Source organism: Enterobacter sp. 22499 (assembly GCF_052044815.1).
GTDB classification, from domain to species: domain Bacteria; phylum Pseudomonadota; class Gammaproteobacteria; order Enterobacterales; family Enterobacteriaceae; genus Enterobacter; species Enterobacter bugandensis.
In genome coordinates this window covers 26,750-42,017 of the sequence record NZ_JBQENR010000008.1, presented here as the reverse complement: position 1 = coordinate 42,017, position 15,268 = coordinate 26,750, and the positions used below count along the sequence as shown (strand labels likewise).

Genomic DNA, 15,268 nt, shown 5'->3' with positions numbered 1-15,268 from the left:
CTGTGGATTTCAGGTATTGCATTCCGTTTTCTGAAGCCTGATTCCACTATTAACCCTGCACCTCCTGAAAATCACTGGTATTTTATACAGGCATCAGGAATGACCGTTGTCCGTATAGTCTGGAGACCCTATGAAAGAGATCGCGATCGGCAAACCCTACCGCCATTTAAAAGTGGGATATTTCAGAAAACGTCACGAGGATCGAAAAACGAAGATACCAAAGCGATACAGCGTGCATGCGGCGCTGAGCTTAAAAGGAGACTGGCTTGAAAAGGCGGGCTTTACCACCAACTCCCAGGTCAGGGTGGGCGTTGAGCATGGAAAAATCGTCATTGAGTTAATGTCTGAAGGTGCCTCGTAAAGCCGCCACATTTTTCTGCGCCGTACCTTTTTTTCATGCGACAATAGAACGAACAAACGGCCACTGAGCCGCTCAAAACGGTTTATTTTCAAAGAAATGGACATCATAACTCCATGAGCACAATCGACAATTTCGACGCACATACGCCGATGATGCAGCAGTACCTGAAGCTGAAGGCACAGCATCCGGAAATCCTGCTGTTTTACCGCATGGGCGATTTTTACGAGCTGTTTTATGACGATGCTAAACGTGCGTCGCAGTTGCTCGACATCTCGCTAACCAAACGTGGCGCATCCGCAGGCGAGCCCATCCCGATGGCCGGTATCCCGCACCACGCGGTTGAAAACTATTTGGCCAAGCTGGTGAATCAGGGTGAGTCCGTTGCCATCTGCGAACAAATCGGCGATCCGGCAACCTCGAAAGGCCCGGTTGAGCGCAAAGTTGTGCGCATCGTCACGCCAGGCACCATCAGTGATGAAGCCCTGCTTCAGGAGCGCCAGGATAACCTGCTGGCGGCGCTGTGGCAGGACGGCAAAGGGTTTGGCTACGCCACGCTGGACATCAGCTCCGGGCGTTTTCGCCTGAGTGAGCCGGCTGACCGCGAAACGATGGCTGCCGAACTGCAGCGCACCAACCCGGCAGAATTGCTCTACGCCGAAGACTTCGCCGAAATGGCGCTGATTGAAGGCCGTCGCGGATTGCGCCGTCGCCCGCTGTGGGAATTTGAAATTGATACCGCGCGCCAGCAGCTGAACCTGCAGTTCGGTACCCGCGATCTGATTGGCTTTGGCGTGGAAAATGCTCCACGCGGGCTGTGTGCCGCAGGTTGCCTGCTGCAGTACGTGAAAGACACCCAGCGCACCGCCCTGCCGCATATCCGCTCTATCACCATGGAGCGCCAGCAGGACAGCATCATCATGGATGCCGCCACGCGCCGTAACCTGGAGATCACCCAGAACCTGGCAGGAGGCGTTGAAAACACGCTCGCGTCGGTGCTCGACAGCACGGTGACGCCGATGGGCAGTCGCATGCTGAAACGCTGGCTGCATATGCCGATTCGCGATACCGATACGCTGGTTTGCCGCCAGCAGACGATTGCTGCGTTGCAGGATCGCTATACCGAGCTGCAGCCGGTCCTGCGCCAGGTGGGCGATCTGGAGCGTATCCTGGCCCGTCTGGCTCTGCGCACCGCGCGACCACGCGACCTTGCGCGGATGCGACATGCTTTCCAGCAGCTGCCGGAGCTGCGTGCTCAGCTGAGTGACGTTGACAGCGCGCCGGTACAGAAACTCCGCGAAACGATGGGCGAATTTACTGAACTTCGCGAGCTGCTGGAGCGCGCCATTATTGATGCGCCTCCGGTTCTGGTGCGCGACGGCGGCGTGATTGCTCCAGGCTACAACGAGGAGCTGGACGAATGGCGCGCGCTGGCTGACGGTGCGACGGACTACCTGGATAAGCTGGAAATCCGCGAGCGCGAGCGTCTTGGGCTCGACACGCTGAAAGTGGGGTATAACGCGGTACACGGTTACTACATTCAGATCAGCCGCGGGCAAAGCCATCTGGCGCCGATTCACTACGTACGTCGTCAGACCTTGAAAAACGCCGAGCGTTACATCATTCCCGAGCTGAAAGAGTACGAGGACAAAGTACTCACCTCGAAAGGTAAAGCCCTGGCGCTGGAAAAACAGCTGTATGACGAGCTGTTCGACATGCTGATGCCGCACCTTGCTGACCTACAGCTCAGCGCCAGCGCGCTGGCGGAGCTGGACGTGCTGGTGAACCTGGCAGAACGGGCTGAAACGCTGAACTATACCTGCCCGACCTTTACCGACAAGCCCGGTATTCGCATTACGGAAGGCCGTCACCCGGTCGTTGAGCAGGTGCTGAACGAACCGTTCATCGCCAACCCGCTGAGCCTCTCGCCGCAGAGAAGAATGCTGATCATTACCGGCCCGAACATGGGCGGTAAGAGTACCTACATGCGCCAGACGGCGCTGATTGCTTTGCTCGCGTATATCGGCAGCTACGTCCCGGCGCAAAAAGTGGAGATTGGCCCCATCGATCGTATCTTCACCCGCGTTGGGGCAGCGGACGATCTGGCGAGCGGTCGCTCAACCTTCATGGTCGAGATGACCGAAACGGCTAATATTCTGCATAACGCGACGGAGCACAGCCTGGTGCTGATGGATGAGGTAGGACGCGGAACCTCAACCTATGACGGCCTGTCTCTGGCCTGGGCCTGTGCTGAAAGCCTCGCGAATAAAATCAAGGCCATGACGCTGTTCGCCACCCACTACTTCGAGCTGACGCAGCTGCCGGAGAAAATGGAAGGCGTGGCTAACGTTCATCTTGATGCGCTGGAGCACGGCGATACCATTGCCTTTATGCACACGGTGCAGGATGGCGCGGCGAACAAGAGCTATGGCCTGGCCGTTGCGGCGCTGGCAGGTGTACCAAAAGAGGTGATCAAGCGCGCTCGCCAGAAGCTGCGTGAGCTGGAAAGTCTCTCGCCGAATGCGGCGGCGACGCAGATTGATGGCACCCAGATGTCGCTGTTGGCGCCACCGGAAGAAACATCGCCTGCAGTGGAAGCGCTGGAGAACCTCGACCCGGATTCACTGACGCCGCGTCAGGCGCTGGAGTGGATTTACCGGTTGAAGAGTCTGGTTTAGTTTTCTGCGGTCTGTTTTGTCGGGTGGCGGCTTCGCCTTACCCGACCTACAAAACCCATAGGCCCGGTAAGCGCAGCGCCACCGGGCTTATTTTTACAACAGCGGCGGGATCGTCGGCACCTGCGGTGCTTCATCAATATCCTTCTGCGTCATGCGGAACGCTTCCGGGTAATGCTCGCGGCTGGTACGACGCAGCGGTTCGGTATCGCGCCAGGTATAAAGACAATGCTGGCACTGGTAAACGGTCCAGACCCCTTTCACCGGTGACGTCGCCATCACTTCAATATGCTCATCGGCACAACGTGGACAAATCATCTTTTCCTCCTTATTGGCGTGCTACCAGCATCGCGGTCAGTTTTTCAGCCCAGGCTTTAGTTTCAGGCAGATCCTGTACCGGCTGGCTGTAGTGGCCACGGGTGTCCGGTGCAACAGGCGTGGTGGCATCAATAATCAGTTTGTCGGTAATGCCCGCCGGGCTGGAGCCAGGGTCGAGTTCAAGCACTGACATGTTCGGCAGCTGCACCAGATCCCCTGCCGGATTGACCTTCGATGAGAGCGCCCACATCACCTGCGGGAGGTTGAACGGATCGACATCCTCATCAACCATAATCACCATCTTCACGTAGCCCAGACCGTGCGGCGTGGTCATGGCGCGTAAACCGACCGCGCGGGCAAAACCACCGTAGCGTTTTTTGGTGGAGATAATTGCCAGCAGACCGTGGGTGTACATCGCGTTCACCGCCTGCACTTCCGGGAATTCCGCCTTCAACTGCTGGTAAAGCGGCACGCAGGTGGCTGGTCCCATCAGATAGTCAATCTCGGTCCACGGCATGCCGAGGTAAAGGGATTCGAAGATCGGTTTGGTGCGGTAAGAAACTTTGTCGATACGGACCACCGTCATATTACGGCCACCGGAATAGTGTCCGGTAAACTCGCCGAACGGCCCTTCGATTTCACGTTTGCGGCCTTCAATCACCCCTTCCAGGATCACTTCAGACCCCCACGGCACGTCGAAGCCGGTCAGCGGCGCGGTGGCAATCGGGTACGGGCTTTCGCGCAGCGCGCCGGCCATTTCATACTCAGACTGATCGTATTTCAGCGGCGTGGCGCCCATCAGGGTGATGATCGGGTCGTTGCCGAGAGTAATCGCGATCGGCAGATCTTGCCCGCGCTCTTCCGCTTTGTGCAGATGGAGGGCGATATCATGCATCGGTACCGGCTGCAGGCCGAGCTTGCGCTTGCCCTTGACCTCCATGCGGTAGATCCCGACGTTCTGCTTGCCGAAATGGTCCGGGTCGAGCGGATCGCGCGAGACAACGCACGCTTTATCGAGATAAAAACCGCCGTCACCGTCGTTCAGGCGAAACAGCGGCAGGATATCGAACAGGTTAATGTCTTCACCGTCGACCGTATTTTGCGCCCAGGCCGGGTTAGCGCGGCGCTCCGGCGTAACGGGGAATTTATCCCAGCGGCGAATAAACTCGTCGATCTGTTTTTTTACCGGGGTATTCGCTGGCAGCCCCATCGATATGGCGTGGTTTTGCCACGAGCCGATGGTGTTCATCACCACGCGGGCATCGGTAAAGCCACGAATATTGTCGAACCACAGCGCGGGCGCGCCGTCGCCAATACGGCCTGTGGCGTTGGCTGCCGCCGCCAGATCCGGCTCCGCATTCACCTCTTCCTCAATTTTCAGCAGTTGCCCTTGCTCATCGAGCGCCTGCAGGAAGCTTCTCAAATCATCAAATGCCATCTTTGTTCTCCTGTGAAAAATGTTTCGCCTCCCGCAACCCGTTCCATCGGCGCGCCTTTTTGTGCTCCAGACCAAACTGGTCGAGCACACGGGTGACGATATGCTGGGTGATGTCATCGGCGGTTTGCGGGTGGTTGTAATACGCAGGCATGGGCGGCACTATCGCCACGCCCATGCGGGAAAGCGCCAGCATGTTCTCCAGATGAATGGTGCTGAGCGGTGTTTCGCGGGGAACGAGCACCAGCTTGCGCCCCTCTTTCAGCACCACATCTGCCGCACGGCCCACCAGCCCTTCGGCGTAGCCCGCGCGGATCCCCGCCAGCGTTTTCATGCTGCAGGGAATGACGATCATGCCGTCGGTGCGAAACGAGCCGGAGGAGATTGTGGCGGCCTGGTCAGCCGGGCTGTGAACAACGTCAGCCAGCGCAGCAACGTCCTGCACGCTGTAAGGCGTTTCCAGCTCAATGGTTGTTTTTGCCCACTTCGACATGACCAGATGGGTCTCTACCTCCGGCATTTCCCTCAGCGCCAGCAGCAGCGCCACGCCCAGCGGAGCCCCCGTTGCTCCTGTCATTCCCACGATCAATCTCATTCATCACCTCAATCAATTTGTTCGTGTACGAACATTTAAAGATAAACTACTCCCGGATCGCTCTACTGACAAGATCGTTCGCACACGATCACATTAATTGCTAAAAAATCCCGCGTTATCATCCCGGGCTTTAGCGGCTATCATAGGGGGTGATTTTTTCTGTCGGAGTGTTCATGGAACTAAGACAAGAGGCGTTCCACCTGTTACGTCAGCTTTTTCAACAGCATACCGCTAAGTGGCAACATTCCCTGCCGGAACTGACCAAGCCGCAGTATGCGGTTATGCGCTCCATTGCCGAGCACCCGGGCATTGAGCAGGTGGCATTGACCGAAGTGGCGGTCAGCACGAAGGCGACTCTGGCGGAGATGCTCAGCCGAATGGAGGCACGCGGGCTGGTCAAACGCGAGCACGATCCCGCAGATAAGCGCCGCCGGTTTGTCTTCCTGACGCCGGAAGGCGAAGCCCTGCTTGCAGACTGCCAGCCGGTCGGCAACGAGGTGGATGAGGCGTTTTTAGGGCGTCTTAATAAGGCCGAACGGGAGCAGTTCTCTGCGCTCATCAAAAAGATGATGCACGATTAATTCACGCTGGCGCGCATAAAATCAATAAAGGTGCGCACTTTCGCAGGCACGTGCCGGGCATCCGGATAAACCGCGTGGATGCCCTGCCGCGCGAAGGTATATTCCGGTAAAACCGGGACCAGTTTTCCCGCATCAAGCGCATCGCGCACCAGCCATTCCGGCAGTAACGCCACGCCACTTCCCGCAAGCGCAAAGGCCATAAGCGCCTGCGCGCTGTCGGCAAACAGGCGCGGCGCTTTTTTTATTTCAAGCATTTCAGGCGCACCGCTGGCATCTTTCACCTGCCAGCACAGCGGCGACGCTAAGCGCTCGTGAATAATCCAGTCGGCTTGCGCCAGCTGCGCAAGCGATTCAACCGGATGATTCATCCGCCATTCCGGCGTCGCGACGGGCAGGATGGAAAAATGTGAAATCAATGCGGCGTGGTAGCGCGAGTCGGTAAGCGTTCCCAACCGAATAGCCACGTCAAAGCGCTCTGAGATCAGGTCGGCATGGAGTGAAGACGAAACATGACGCACGCGAAGCTCCGGGTGCAGCTGGCTAAACCTTGCCAGCAACGGTACCACGACCCGCGAACCATACTCAGGGGTGGTGGTGATCCGCAATTCCCCCGTGAGTCCTGCATGATTCGCGCGAACATCATCCTGCAGCCGTTCTGCGTCCTTCAGAAGCGCCACGCTGCGCTGATGAAAAAGCGCTCCCGCCTCGGTTAACGTCAGGCGGCGGGTGGAGCGCAGCAGCAGCGTCACCCCCAGCTCGGCTTCGAGCTGGCGAATATTGAAGCTGACTACGGCTTTTGTCAGGCCCAGCGCAGCGGCTGCGGCAGTAAAGCTGCCGGTATCGGCCACCGCAACAAACATCTGCGTCCGCTGTAGGTTAATCATCATTACGCCTTTTACCGTCAAAATTTTTTTGACAGTATATCGCGCTTTGTCAGGTTTATCCGTGCTTCCAGGGTCGATACGATACGCCACCTCACGGGAGGATCCACCATGACGTATCGCAGCAAAGTCGCCGCTGTCTATCTGCTGGGCTTTTTTCTTGATTTGATCAACATGTTTATTGCCAGCGTCGCTTTTCCGGCGATGGCGCAAGCTCTTAACGCCACGCCTTCAGCGCTTGCCTGGGTCAGTAACGGTTACATTGCCGGCCTGACGCTGGCGATCCCGTTCAGCAGCATGCTCACGCGCCGCTTCGGACCAAAGCGGGTCATCCTGATCTCGCTTTTTCTGTTCAGCGCGGCTTCTGCTGCGGCAGGCTTGTCTGCAACGCTGGAAAGTCTGATCGCCTGGCGCGTGCTGCAGGGCATGGGCGGTGGCTTACTGATCCCCGTCGGACAGGCGCTGACCTGGCAACTGTTTCAGCCTCACGAGCGAGCCAGACTCTCCTCGGCGGTCATGCTGGTCGCGCTGCTTGCTCCCGCCTGCTCCCCCGCTATCGGGGGCCTGCTGGTGCAGATGCTAAGCTGGCGGTGGATATTTTTCGCGACGCTTCCGGTGGCCATCGTGACCTTTGTGTTGGCCTGCCTGTGGCTTAAACATGAAATACCCGCGATGAAAGCGGCCAGGCTGCTCAACCTGCGGTTGCTCGCGGACCCGCTTTTGCGTTTTGCCATGCTTGTCTATGCATGCGTTCCTGGCGTATTTATCGGGGTGAACGTTACGGGCATGTTTTATCTTCAGCACGAGGCGAACATGAGTCCAGCCGCAACGGGTATGCTCATGCTGCCGTGGTCCGTGGCATCGTTTATCGCCATCACGGCGACGGGACGCTATTTTAACCGTTTCGGCCCACAGCCGCTGATTGTTATCGGCTGCCTGCTGCAGGCGACGGGCATTCTGCTTTTGCTTAACGTCAGTTCGGCTACGCTGCTTCCTGTCGTTGCGTTTACCCTGATGGGCGCGGGGGGAAGCCTGTGCAGCAGTACCGCTCAGAGCAGCGCTTTTCTGACAACGCGCAGGGAAGAGATGCCGGATGCCAGCGCGCTGTGGAATCTCAATCGTCAGTTGAGCTTTTTTGCCGGAGCCCTGCTGCTGGCAGAGGTGCTGAGTCTGGCGCAGAGTTATCTGGCGCCGCTCGCCGCCTGGCACGGAATGTTTCTTTTTGCCGCAGGCATGACCCTATTGCCTGTACTGTACGTTTTCCGACTTAACAATACGCAGGTGCTCGACCAGCTGCGACAGGAGAATTCATGACGCCTTTTGAACACGACATTATCGACCTCCACATTGCGCTTGAAAACTGGTTAGGCAAAGGCGAAGGCGACTCCGACGCCCTGCTCGCCCGTTTCCGGCCAGATTTTCTGATGATCCCACCGGGTGGCGTTCATATCGACTATCACGGCCTTGTGGATTTTCTGCACAGTCAGCGAGGAAGCCGCCCCGGACTGAAGATCGTCATTGACGAATTATCCACGATCGAGCGCTGGGATCGTGGCGCGGTACTGCACTACCGGGAAACGCAAACCCGGCCGGATCTGCCCGTCAACGTGCGCTGGTCAACCGCGGTGCTTAATCAGGAAGGCGGCGGGATTACATGGCGTCTGCTGCACGAAACGGCCCAGCCGTAGCACAAAAGAAAAAGGCCCGTCTCACGACGGGCCTTTTTTGACGAAAGGATGCTTATTCGCGGAACAGCGCTTCGATATTCAGACCTTGCCCCTGCAGGATTTCACGCAGGCGGCGCAGACCTTCTACCTGAATCTGACGAACACGTTCACGGGTCAGGCCAATTTCGCGGCCGACGTCTTCCAGTGTCGCAGCTTCATACCCCAGTAAACCGAAACGACGTGCCAGTACTTCACGCTGTTTGGCGTTCAGTTCGAACAGCCATTTGACGATGCTCTGCTTCATGTCATCGTCCTGCGTGGTGTCTTCCGGGCCGTTGTCTTTTTCATCGGCCAGGATGTCCAGCAGCGCTTTTTCGGAGTCGCCACCCAGCGGGGTGTCAACCGAGGTAATGCGCTCGTTGAGACGCAGCATACGGCTTACGTCATCAACCGGTTTATCGAGTTGTTCGGCAATTTCTTCTGCGCTTGGCTCGTGGTCCAGTTTATGGGACAACTCGCGCGCGGTACGCAGATAGACGTTCAACTCTTTGACGATGTGGATCGGCAGTCGGATCGTACGGGTCTGGTTCATAATAGCCCGTTCGATGGTCTGACGAATCCACCAGGTCGCGTAGGTTGAGAAACGGAACCCGCGTTCCGGGTCAAACTTCTCAACTGCGCGGATGAGACCTAAGTTGCCCTCTTCAATCAGATCCAGCAGAGCCAGACCACGATTGCCGTAACGGCGGGCAATTTTCACGACCAGTCGCAGGTTACTTTCGATCATGCGACGACGCGAGGCAACATCACCACGCAAAGCACGACGTGCGAAATAGACTTCTTCTTCGGCCGTTAGCAGTGGGGAGTAACCAATCTCCCCAAGGTAAAGCTGAGTCGCGTCCAGTACACGCTGTGTGGCGCCCTGCGATAACAGCTCTTCTTCAGCCAAATCGTTATCACTGGGTTCCTCTTCTACTAAGGCTTTTTCGTCAAAAGCCTCTGCTCCGTTCTCATCAAATTCCGCGTCTTCATTTAAATCATGAACTTTCAGCGTATTCTGACTCATAAGGTGGCTCCTACCCGTGATCCCTGAACGAGACACCCTGGCTGGCATGCCCCGTCAATTTATCGCTGCGGCAAGTACTGCAGCGGGTTTACGGATTTCCCCTTGTAACGAATTTCAAAATGCAAGCGTGTAGAACTGGTTCCGGTGCTACCCATGGTAGCGATTTTTTGCCCCGCCTTAACTTCTTGTTGTTCCCGGACCAGCATTGTGTCGTTATGGGCGTAGGCACTCAGGTAATCATCGTTATGTTTGATGATAATCAGATTACCGTAACCGCGCAGCGCGTTACCGGCATACACAACGCGTCCGTCTGCGGTCGCGATGATAGCCTGTCCTTTACTGCCTGCGATATCGATCCCTTTGTTCCCACCCTCAGAGGTTGCGAAGTTCTCGATAATCTTGCCGTCGGTTGGCCAGCGCCATGCGGTGATGGACGAACTGGCATTCTGACTGCTTGCAGTCGGTTCAGTAGAGCTAACCACAGGTGCCGTAGTCGGTGCTGTGACAACAGTCGCAGTCCCTTTATTATTCGGCAACATTTTGTTAGCAGTCTGATCACCTGAATCCTCAGAATACGTAATTACAGGTTGTGAAGCAACCACCGTGGTGGATTTTTGTGCAGGCTTGACGCTGTTATTTTGAGCCGTCACATCGGCCGCTGAAACCGTATTGCCAGGCGTCAGTGGCGTACCCGTTGCGTTGCCCACCTGGAGCGTTTGGCCAACTTCCAGAGCATACGGGGCCTGGACGTTATTGCGCTGCGCGAGGTCACGGAAATCGTTCCCGGTGATCCAGGCAATGTAGAACAGCGTATCGCCGCGCTTCACGGTATAGGTGCTGCCGCCGGTATAGCTGCCTTTCGGAATGTTCCCATACTGGCGGTTATAGACTATGCGGCCATTTTGGGTCTGAACAGGCTGTTCAACTGGCTGAATCTGCGTTGGCTGTGTAACAGGATGTTGCACAGGCTGAATTTGTGGTGTTTGCTGCGGCGCAGCAGTACCCATTTTAGGCGGAGGCGTGATCAACATTCCGCTGGACGTGTTACCGGAGCCGCTGTTTCCCCCGACGGAACTGACGGGCGCAGGCGCGTTGTTGGAACTTGTACAGCCTGCCAGCCAGAGCGAAACCAGTGATAATGCCGCAACACGGCTGATGGTGAATTTAGGGCTTCCCGCGCTCATTTATCCCCCAGGAATGTGTTAACTACCAGTGACTTAAAATTTACCGTGATGACACGAATCTTTCGCGCCACACCATACGCTGAATTTGCCTTAATAACCCTGGATAAATCCGAGTCTCAGGCCAACTCCCCCTTTACCAGAGGCACAAAGCGCACGGCTTCCACGGTGTCGATAATATACTCGCCGCCGCGCCGACGAACGCGCTTCAATAGCTGCTGCTCGTCCCCGACGGGCAGAACAAGAATGCCCCCCTCATCCAGCTGCGACAAGAGCGCAGCGGGAATTTCAGGCGGAGCCGCCGTCACGATGATAGCGTCAAACGGGGCGCGAGCCTGCCAACCCTGCCATCCATCACCGTGTCGTGTCGAAACATTATGTAAATCAAGTTGTTTCAGGCGACGACGCGCCTGCCATTGCAAACCTTTGATCCGCTCTACGGAACAGACATGGTGTACCAGATGCGCCAGGATGGCGGTCTGATACCCCGACCCGGTGCCAATCTCCAGCACGCGTGAGTCGGGCGTGAGCTCCAGCAGCTCCGTCATCCGCGCCACCATATAAGGCTGCGAAATCGTCTGGCCTTGCCCGATGGGTAGCGCTACGTTTTCCCACGCTTTGTGTTCAAACGCCTCGTCTACAAATTTCTCACGCGGAACCTGAGCGAGCGCTTCAAGCACGTGCTCGTCGCGGATCCCCTGTGCGCGAAGTTGTTCCAGAAGAGTTTGTACACGTTTGCTTACCATTGCGCGTTCACTCCTGCGCGATCCAGCCAGCCCGACACCACATCATGCGCGCTATACGCGGTTAAATCTACGTGCAGCGGAGTGACCGAGACATAGCCATCATCCACGGCGGCAAAGTCGGTGTCCGGACCCGCATCGCACTTATCGCCTGGAGGCCCGATCCAGTAAAGCGTGTTGCCGCGAGGATCCTGCTGCGGGATCACCTGATCGGCCGGATGCCGGCTTCCGCAGCGCGTAACGCGAATGCCCTTAATTTCATTGAGAGGAAGATCCGGCACGTTGATGTTGAGAATGCGACCGGTACGCAGCGGCTCGCGGCCTAGCGCCCGCAGGATCGAGCAGGTCACCGCGGCGGCGGTATCGTAGTGCGTGTGGCCGTTTAACGAGACCGCCAGCGCCGGGAACCCCAGATGGCGCCCTTCCATTGCCGCCGCTACCGTTCCGGAGTAAATCACGTCATCGCCGAGGTTCGGCCCGGCGTTAATGCCGGAGACGACGATATCCGGACGCGGGCGCATCAGTGCGTTCACGCCCAGAAACACGCAGTCCGTCGGCGTGCCCATCTGCACGGCAATATCGCCATTTTCAAAAGTAAAGGTGCGAAGCGACGACTCCAGCGTCAGTGAGTTAGACGCTCCACTGCGGTTACGATCGGGGGCCACGACCTGCACATCCGCAAATTCACGGAGGTGCTTCGCCAGGGTCTGAATGCCCGGCGCGTGGATCCCGTCATCGTTACTCAGCAATATTCGCATAATCACCCGAGGTGTTGATTAGTTCCCTGACAACACTGGTGGCAAAGCTACCTGCCGGCAGCCAGAAGCGTAACTCGACGGTCACGTCATCCCACCAGTTCCAGCTTAACTGCTGCGGATAGAGCAGCATCGCGCGGCGCGCTGCTTCGACTTTTTCCCGCACCAGCAAGGATTGTAATTCCGGCGCATCCGCCACGGCGGACTGCTCAGCGCTCAACGCGTCGCCCTGGGTGCCCCAGTCGCCTGAGCCCGGCAAAGCTGCGGTAATCATCAGCGCTTTGGCATCCACGCGCGACTGCACATCGGCCATTTCTTCGGCCGTTGCCACAAACCAGCTTCCGCGTCCCGCTAATTGTAGCGCATCGCCAACAACAACTTGATTCGCGTCCGGTTTTTTCAGCCTTTCGCTCACAATCTGATTAAACAACGCGCTGCGGGCCGCCGACAACCAAAAACTGCGTTTATTCCTGTCGCGCACCGGCGCATCGCTTTGCGCCCAGCGCAGCGCGCCCTGCAGGTTGCTGCCGCCAATGCCAAAGCGCTGCGCGCCAAAGTAGTTCGGAACGCCGCGTTCATTGATGGCATTCAGGCGCTTTTCAACGTCTTCACGGTTAGTCACTTCGCGCAGCACCAGCGTAAACGCGTTGCCTTTCAACGCCCCCAGGCGCAGCTTGCGCTTGTGGCGGGCATACTCCAGCACCTTACAGCCTTCAAGCTCAAATTTGCTTAAATCAGGCATCGCATTGCCGGGCACGCGGGCGCAGAGCCACTGCTCGGTGACGGCGTGTTTATCTTTCTGCCCGGCAAAGCTCACTTCCCGGGCGTGAATTTTGAGGAATTTTGCCAGCGCGTCGGCCACAAAGCGGGTGTTGCAGCCGTTTTTCAGAATACGCACCAGGATATGTTCGCCTTCGCCATCGGGCTCAAAGCCCAGATCCTCCACCACGAGGAAATCTTCCGGGCTGGCTTTCAGCACCCCGTTCCCCTGGGGCTTGCCGTGCAGGTATGTCAGGTTATCGAAGTCCGTCATTTTGCCGCCTTCACCAGCAGCGCCACGGCTTCACAGGCAATCCCTTCGCCACGACCGGTAAAGCCCAGCTTCTCCGTGGTGGTGGCTTTGACGTTGACGTCGTCCATATGGCAGCCCAGATCTTCAGCGATAAATACGCGCATCTGCGGAATGTGCGGCAGCATTTTCGGGGCCTGGGCAATAATCGTCACGTCGACGTTGCCGAGGGTGTAACCTTTCGCCTGAATACGGCGCCACGCTTCGCGCAGCAATTCGCGGCTGTCCGCCCCTTTAAAGGCCGGGTCGGTGTCCGGGAACAGCTTGCCGATATCACCCAGCGCGGCAGCGCCGAGCAGCGCGTCGGTCAGCGCATGCAGCGCCACGTCGCCATCAGAATGCGCCAGCAGCCCTTTTTCGTAAGGAATACGTACGCCGCCAATGATAATTGGGCCTTCTCCGCCAAAGGCGTGTACATCAAAACCGTGTCCAATTCGCATTATGCCTTCTCCTGATGGGTCGAACGGGTAAGATAAAATTCCGCGAGCTGTAAATCTTCCGGGCGCGTCACTTTTATATTATCAGCGCGCCCTTCAACAAGCGTGGGGTGAAAACCGCAATACTCCAGCGCGGAGGCTTCGTCCGTGATGGTCGCGCCTTCATTAAGGGCACGCGTTAAGCAGTCGTGGAGCAGTTCGCGGGGGAAAAATTGCGGCGTCAGCGCGTGCCATAAGTCGACGCGCTCAACGGTGTGGGCGATAGCACGCTTGCCCGGCTCGGCACGCTTCATGGTGTCGCGCACCGGCGCGGCCAGAATGCCGCCCACTTTACTGGTTTCGCTCAGCGCCAGCAGGCGTGCCAGGTCGTCCTGATGCAGGCACGGACGTGCCGCGTCATGGACCAGCACCCACTGGGCGCTTCCGGCAGCCTGAATGCCCGCCAGCACGGAATCGGCGCGCTCGGCGCCGCCATCAACTACGGTAATCTGTGGGTGGTTTGCCAGCGGCAGCTGCGCAAAGCGGTCGTCGCCGGGACTGATGGCGATGACCACGTGCGTCACCCGCGGGTGCGCCAGCAGCGCCGCCACGGCGTGCTCAAGGATCGTTTTATCGCCAATTGAGAGGTACTGCTTGGGACATTCTGTCTGCATGCGCCGACCAAAACCTGCGGCCGGCACCACGGCACATACGTCCGAAAAAGTTGCTGCCATGTCGTAATCCTGGGCCTGATTATCGATTGTTTTGTGCTGAGCCCTGATTGCGTTTAGACGCATCCGGAACCAGACGATAAAAGGTTTCGCCCGGCTTAGTCATACTGAGTTCATTGCGTGCGCGCTCCTCAATCGCCTCCTGGCCGCCATTGAGGTCATCAATTTCAGCAAAGAGTTGATCGTTACGCGCCTTAAGTTTGGCATTTGTTGCCTGCTGAGCCGCGACGTCATCGCTCACCCGGCTGTAGTCGTGCAGCCCGTTCTTACCGAACCACAACGAATATTGCAGCCAGACCAGCAAAGCCAGCAACAGCAGCGTTAGTTTACCCATCCTGCCCCCTGAAAAAACGGCATCATCATCCCATAACTTTCCGTTCGACTCTACTGCGGGGTTTTAATTATGTCGCAAGTTAGCCCATCAGCCATAAAAACAGCAGGCCAAAGATCACGACAACGGTGGCAATCGTGATAACCGTACTGTACAGGAGCTTGCCGTTGAAAAGGGAGTGCAGCGCAACCCCGACAACGACCGCAACGGGCATCAGCGCCAGGAAGAAGGGCCAGGTGTAGAGAAAGAAGAAAAGGGTGTTACCACCGTAGATCAAAAACGGGATACCCAGCGCCAGTAACCACGACGCAAAGCCGACTATCGCCCCAGGGAAGGACCAGGTCGTCTCATTGTCGGTGGTTAACGGTTCCGACCCGGTGGTGATAATGTAGTTTTCACTGTTGCGCATAGCTAATCCTGTGACCGTGACTCATCGTTCGGGAAGACAGCTCCCGAACGATACCGC

General features: G+C 57.3%; 18 protein-coding genes. 5 read left to right on the top strand and 13 right to left on the bottom strand.

Annotated elements, in window-relative coordinates; translation table 11 throughout:
- Positions 1 to 130 precede the first annotated feature (130 nt).
- Together ACTJI7_RS19465 and mutS are read left to right on the top strand one after the other, a co-directional pair.
- The gene (locus ACTJI7_RS19465; protein ID WP_041908449.1) at positions 131 to 361 is read left to right on the top strand and encodes a SymE family type I addiction module toxin; all 231 of its coding nucleotides are present in this window, start codon (positions 131 to 133) and stop codon (positions 359 to 361) included.
- A 113-nt stretch (positions 362 to 474) separates the two neighbouring features.
- Positions 475 to 3,036, top strand: coding sequence for a DNA mismatch repair protein MutS (gene mutS, locus ACTJI7_RS19460; RefSeq protein ID WP_063155087.1), 2,562 nt, complete (start codon positions 475 to 477; stop codon positions 3,034 to 3,036).
- A 93-nt stretch (positions 3,037 to 3,129) separates the two neighbouring features.
- On the opposite strand, the gene ACTJI7_RS19455 is transcribed toward mutS, so the two are convergent.
- From ACTJI7_RS19455 to ACTJI7_RS19445, 3 genes are read right to left on the bottom strand one after another with little or no spacing between them, the layout of a single operon-like run.
- The gene (locus ACTJI7_RS19455; protein WP_003862116.1) at positions 3,130 to 3,351 is read right to left on the bottom strand and encodes a non-oxidative hydroxyarylic acid decarboxylases subunit D; all 222 of its coding nucleotides are present in this window, start codon (positions 3,349 to 3,351) and stop codon (positions 3,130 to 3,132) included.
- A gap of 10 nt (positions 3,352 to 3,361) precedes the next feature.
- On the bottom strand, positions 3,362 to 4,789 hold the full coding sequence (locus tag ACTJI7_RS19450; protein WP_063155088.1) for a non-oxidative hydroxyarylic acid decarboxylases subunit C: 1,428 nt from the start codon (positions 4,787 to 4,789) through the stop codon (positions 3,362 to 3,364).
- Positions 4,779 to 5,381 (bottom strand): non-oxidative hydroxyarylic acid decarboxylases subunit B, encoded by a 603-nt coding sequence (locus ACTJI7_RS19445; protein ID WP_063155089.1) that lies wholly within the window; start codon positions 5,379 to 5,381, stop codon positions 4,779 to 4,781. The genes ACTJI7_RS19450 and ACTJI7_RS19445 overlap by 11 nt, the downstream gene beginning before the upstream one ends.
- Positions 5,382 to 5,554: 173 nt before the next feature.
- On the opposite strand from ACTJI7_RS19445, the gene ACTJI7_RS19440 reads away from it, so the two are divergent.
- Entirely contained in the window at positions 5,555 to 5,962 is a 408-nt protein-coding gene (locus ACTJI7_RS19440; protein ID WP_028014232.1) for a MarR family winged helix-turn-helix transcriptional regulator, read from the top strand.
- Here the strand turns inward: ACTJI7_RS19440 and ACTJI7_RS19435 are convergent.
- Complete coding sequence (locus ACTJI7_RS19435; RefSeq protein WP_252016362.1) at positions 5,959 to 6,846, bottom strand: LysR family transcriptional regulator; 888 nt, start codon at positions 6,844 to 6,846, stop codon at positions 5,959 to 5,961. The two genes, ACTJI7_RS19440 and ACTJI7_RS19435, sit on opposite strands and share 4 nt — an antisense overlap.
- Before the next feature lie 108 nt (positions 6,847 to 6,954).
- Between ACTJI7_RS19435 and ACTJI7_RS19430 the strand changes: the two genes are divergently transcribed.
- Positions 6,955 to 8,157, top strand: a complete 1,203-nt coding sequence (locus ACTJI7_RS19430; protein WP_252016127.1) for an MFS transporter — start codon at positions 6,955 to 6,957, stop codon at positions 8,155 to 8,157.
- Positions 8,154 to 8,531 carry a DUF4440 domain-containing protein gene (locus tag ACTJI7_RS19425; protein WP_048956592.1) on the top strand — a complete coding sequence of 126 codons (378 nt, stop codon included), beginning with the start codon at positions 8,154 to 8,156 and terminating at the stop codon, positions 8,529 to 8,531. The genes ACTJI7_RS19430 and ACTJI7_RS19425 overlap by 4 nt, the downstream gene beginning before the upstream one ends.
- 52 nt (positions 8,532 to 8,583) lie before the next feature.
- On the opposite strand, the gene rpoS is transcribed toward ACTJI7_RS19425, so the two are convergent.
- The 9 genes from rpoS to ACTJI7_RS19380 all read right to left on the bottom strand — a co-directional run bounded on the left by rpoS (position 8,584) and on the right by ACTJI7_RS19380 (position 15,211).
- A complete protein-coding gene (rpoS, locus tag ACTJI7_RS19420) occupies positions 8,584 to 9,576 on the bottom strand; it encodes an RNA polymerase sigma factor RpoS (protein ID WP_013098493.1) in 993 nt (330 codons plus the stop codon).
- 59 nt (positions 9,577 to 9,635) lie between these two features.
- Entirely contained in the window at positions 9,636 to 10,760 is a 1,125-nt protein-coding gene (gene nlpD, locus ACTJI7_RS19415) for a murein hydrolase activator NlpD (protein WP_041908436.1), read from the bottom strand.
- Positions 10,761 to 10,876: 116 nt separating this feature from the next.
- A complete protein-coding gene (locus tag ACTJI7_RS19410; RefSeq protein WP_028014237.1) occupies positions 10,877 to 11,503 on the bottom strand; it encodes a protein-L-isoaspartate(D-aspartate) O-methyltransferase in 627 nt (208 codons plus the stop codon).
- Positions 11,497 to 12,258 carry a 5'/3'-nucleotidase SurE gene (gene surE, locus ACTJI7_RS19405; protein WP_041908434.1) on the bottom strand — a complete coding sequence of 254 codons (762 nt, stop codon included), beginning with the start codon at positions 12,256 to 12,258 and terminating at the stop codon, positions 11,497 to 11,499. The genes ACTJI7_RS19410 and surE overlap by 7 nt, the downstream gene beginning before the upstream one ends.
- On the bottom strand, positions 12,239 to 13,288 hold the full coding sequence (gene truD, locus ACTJI7_RS19400; RefSeq protein WP_045261236.1) for a tRNA pseudouridine(13) synthase TruD: 1,050 nt from the start codon (positions 13,286 to 13,288) through the stop codon (positions 12,239 to 12,241). Before truD ends, surE begins: the two co-directional genes overlap by 20 nt.
- Positions 13,285 to 13,764 (bottom strand): 2-C-methyl-D-erythritol 2,4-cyclodiphosphate synthase, encoded by a 480-nt coding sequence (gene ispF / locus ACTJI7_RS19395; protein WP_006811766.1) that lies wholly within the window; start codon positions 13,762 to 13,764, stop codon positions 13,285 to 13,287. Before ispF ends, truD begins: the two co-directional genes overlap by 4 nt.
- Complete coding sequence (gene ispD / locus ACTJI7_RS19390; RefSeq protein WP_126326394.1) at positions 13,764 to 14,474, bottom strand: 2-C-methyl-D-erythritol 4-phosphate cytidylyltransferase; 711 nt, start codon at positions 14,472 to 14,474, stop codon at positions 13,764 to 13,766. The genes ispF and ispD overlap by 1 nt, the downstream gene beginning before the upstream one ends.
- Positions 14,475 to 14,493: 19 nt before the next feature.
- The gene (ftsB, locus tag ACTJI7_RS19385; protein ID WP_003862095.1) at positions 14,494 to 14,805 is read right to left on the bottom strand and encodes a cell division protein FtsB; all 312 of its coding nucleotides are present in this window, start codon (positions 14,803 to 14,805) and stop codon (positions 14,494 to 14,496) included.
- A gap of 79 nt (positions 14,806 to 14,884) precedes the next feature.
- A complete protein-coding gene (locus tag ACTJI7_RS19380; RefSeq protein WP_028014241.1) occupies positions 14,885 to 15,211 on the bottom strand; it encodes a DUF3561 family protein in 327 nt (108 codons plus the stop codon).
- Positions 15,212 to 15,268: the final 57 nt, after the last annotated feature.

Coding starts and splice junctions, on each gene's coding strand:
- truD (WP_045261236.1), bottom strand. CDS start 13,288: ATGACGGACTTCGATAACCTGACATACCTGCACGGCAAGCCCCAGGGG.
- ACTJI7_RS19430 (WP_252016127.1), top strand. CDS start 6,955: ATGACGTATCGCAGCAAAGTCGCCGCTGTCTATCTGCTGGGCTTTTTT.
- ACTJI7_RS19410 (WP_028014237.1), bottom strand. CDS start 11,503: ATGGTAAGCAAACGTGTACAAACTCTTCTGGAACAACTTCGCGCACAG.
- ACTJI7_RS19465 (WP_041908449.1), top strand. CDS start 131: ATGAAAGAGATCGCGATCGGCAAACCCTACCGCCATTTAAAAGTGGGA.
- ACTJI7_RS19435 (WP_252016362.1), bottom strand. CDS start 6,846: ATGATTAACCTACAGCGGACGCAGATGTTTGTTGCGGTGGCCGATACC.
- ACTJI7_RS19445 (WP_063155089.1), bottom strand. CDS start 5,381: ATGAGATTGATCGTGGGAATGACAGGAGCAACGGGGGCTCCGCTGGGC.
- nlpD (WP_041908436.1), bottom strand. CDS start 10,760: ATGAGCGCGGGAAGCCCTAAATTCACCATCAGCCGTGTTGCGGCATTA.
- surE (WP_041908434.1), bottom strand. CDS start 12,258: ATGCGAATATTGCTGAGTAACGATGACGGGATCCACGCGCCGGGCATT.
- rpoS (WP_013098493.1), bottom strand. CDS start 9,576: ATGAGTCAGAATACGCTGAAAGTTCATGATTTAAATGAAGACGCGGAA.
- mutS (WP_063155087.1), top strand. CDS start 475: ATGAGCACAATCGACAATTTCGACGCACATACGCCGATGATGCAGCAG.
- ACTJI7_RS19440 (WP_028014232.1), top strand. CDS start 5,555: ATGGAACTAAGACAAGAGGCGTTCCACCTGTTACGTCAGCTTTTTCAA.
- ACTJI7_RS19380 (WP_028014241.1), bottom strand. CDS start 15,211: ATGCGCAACAGTGAAAACTACATTATCACCACCGGGTCGGAACCGTTA.
- ftsB (WP_003862095.1), bottom strand. CDS start 14,805: ATGGGTAAACTAACGCTGCTGTTGCTGGCTTTGCTGGTCTGGCTGCAA.
- ispF (WP_006811766.1), bottom strand. CDS start 13,764: ATGCGAATTGGACACGGTTTTGATGTACACGCCTTTGGCGGAGAAGGC.
- ACTJI7_RS19455 (WP_003862116.1), bottom strand. CDS start 3,351: ATGATTTGTCCACGTTGTGCCGATGAGCATATTGAAGTGATGGCGACG.
- ispD (WP_126326394.1), bottom strand. CDS start 14,474: ATGGCAGCAACTTTTTCGGACGTATGTGCCGTGGTGCCGGCCGCAGGT.
- ACTJI7_RS19450 (WP_063155088.1), bottom strand. CDS start 4,789: ATGGCATTTGATGATTTGAGAAGCTTCCTGCAGGCGCTCGATGAGCAA.
- ACTJI7_RS19425 (WP_048956592.1), top strand. CDS start 8,154: ATGACGCCTTTTGAACACGACATTATCGACCTCCACATTGCGCTTGAA.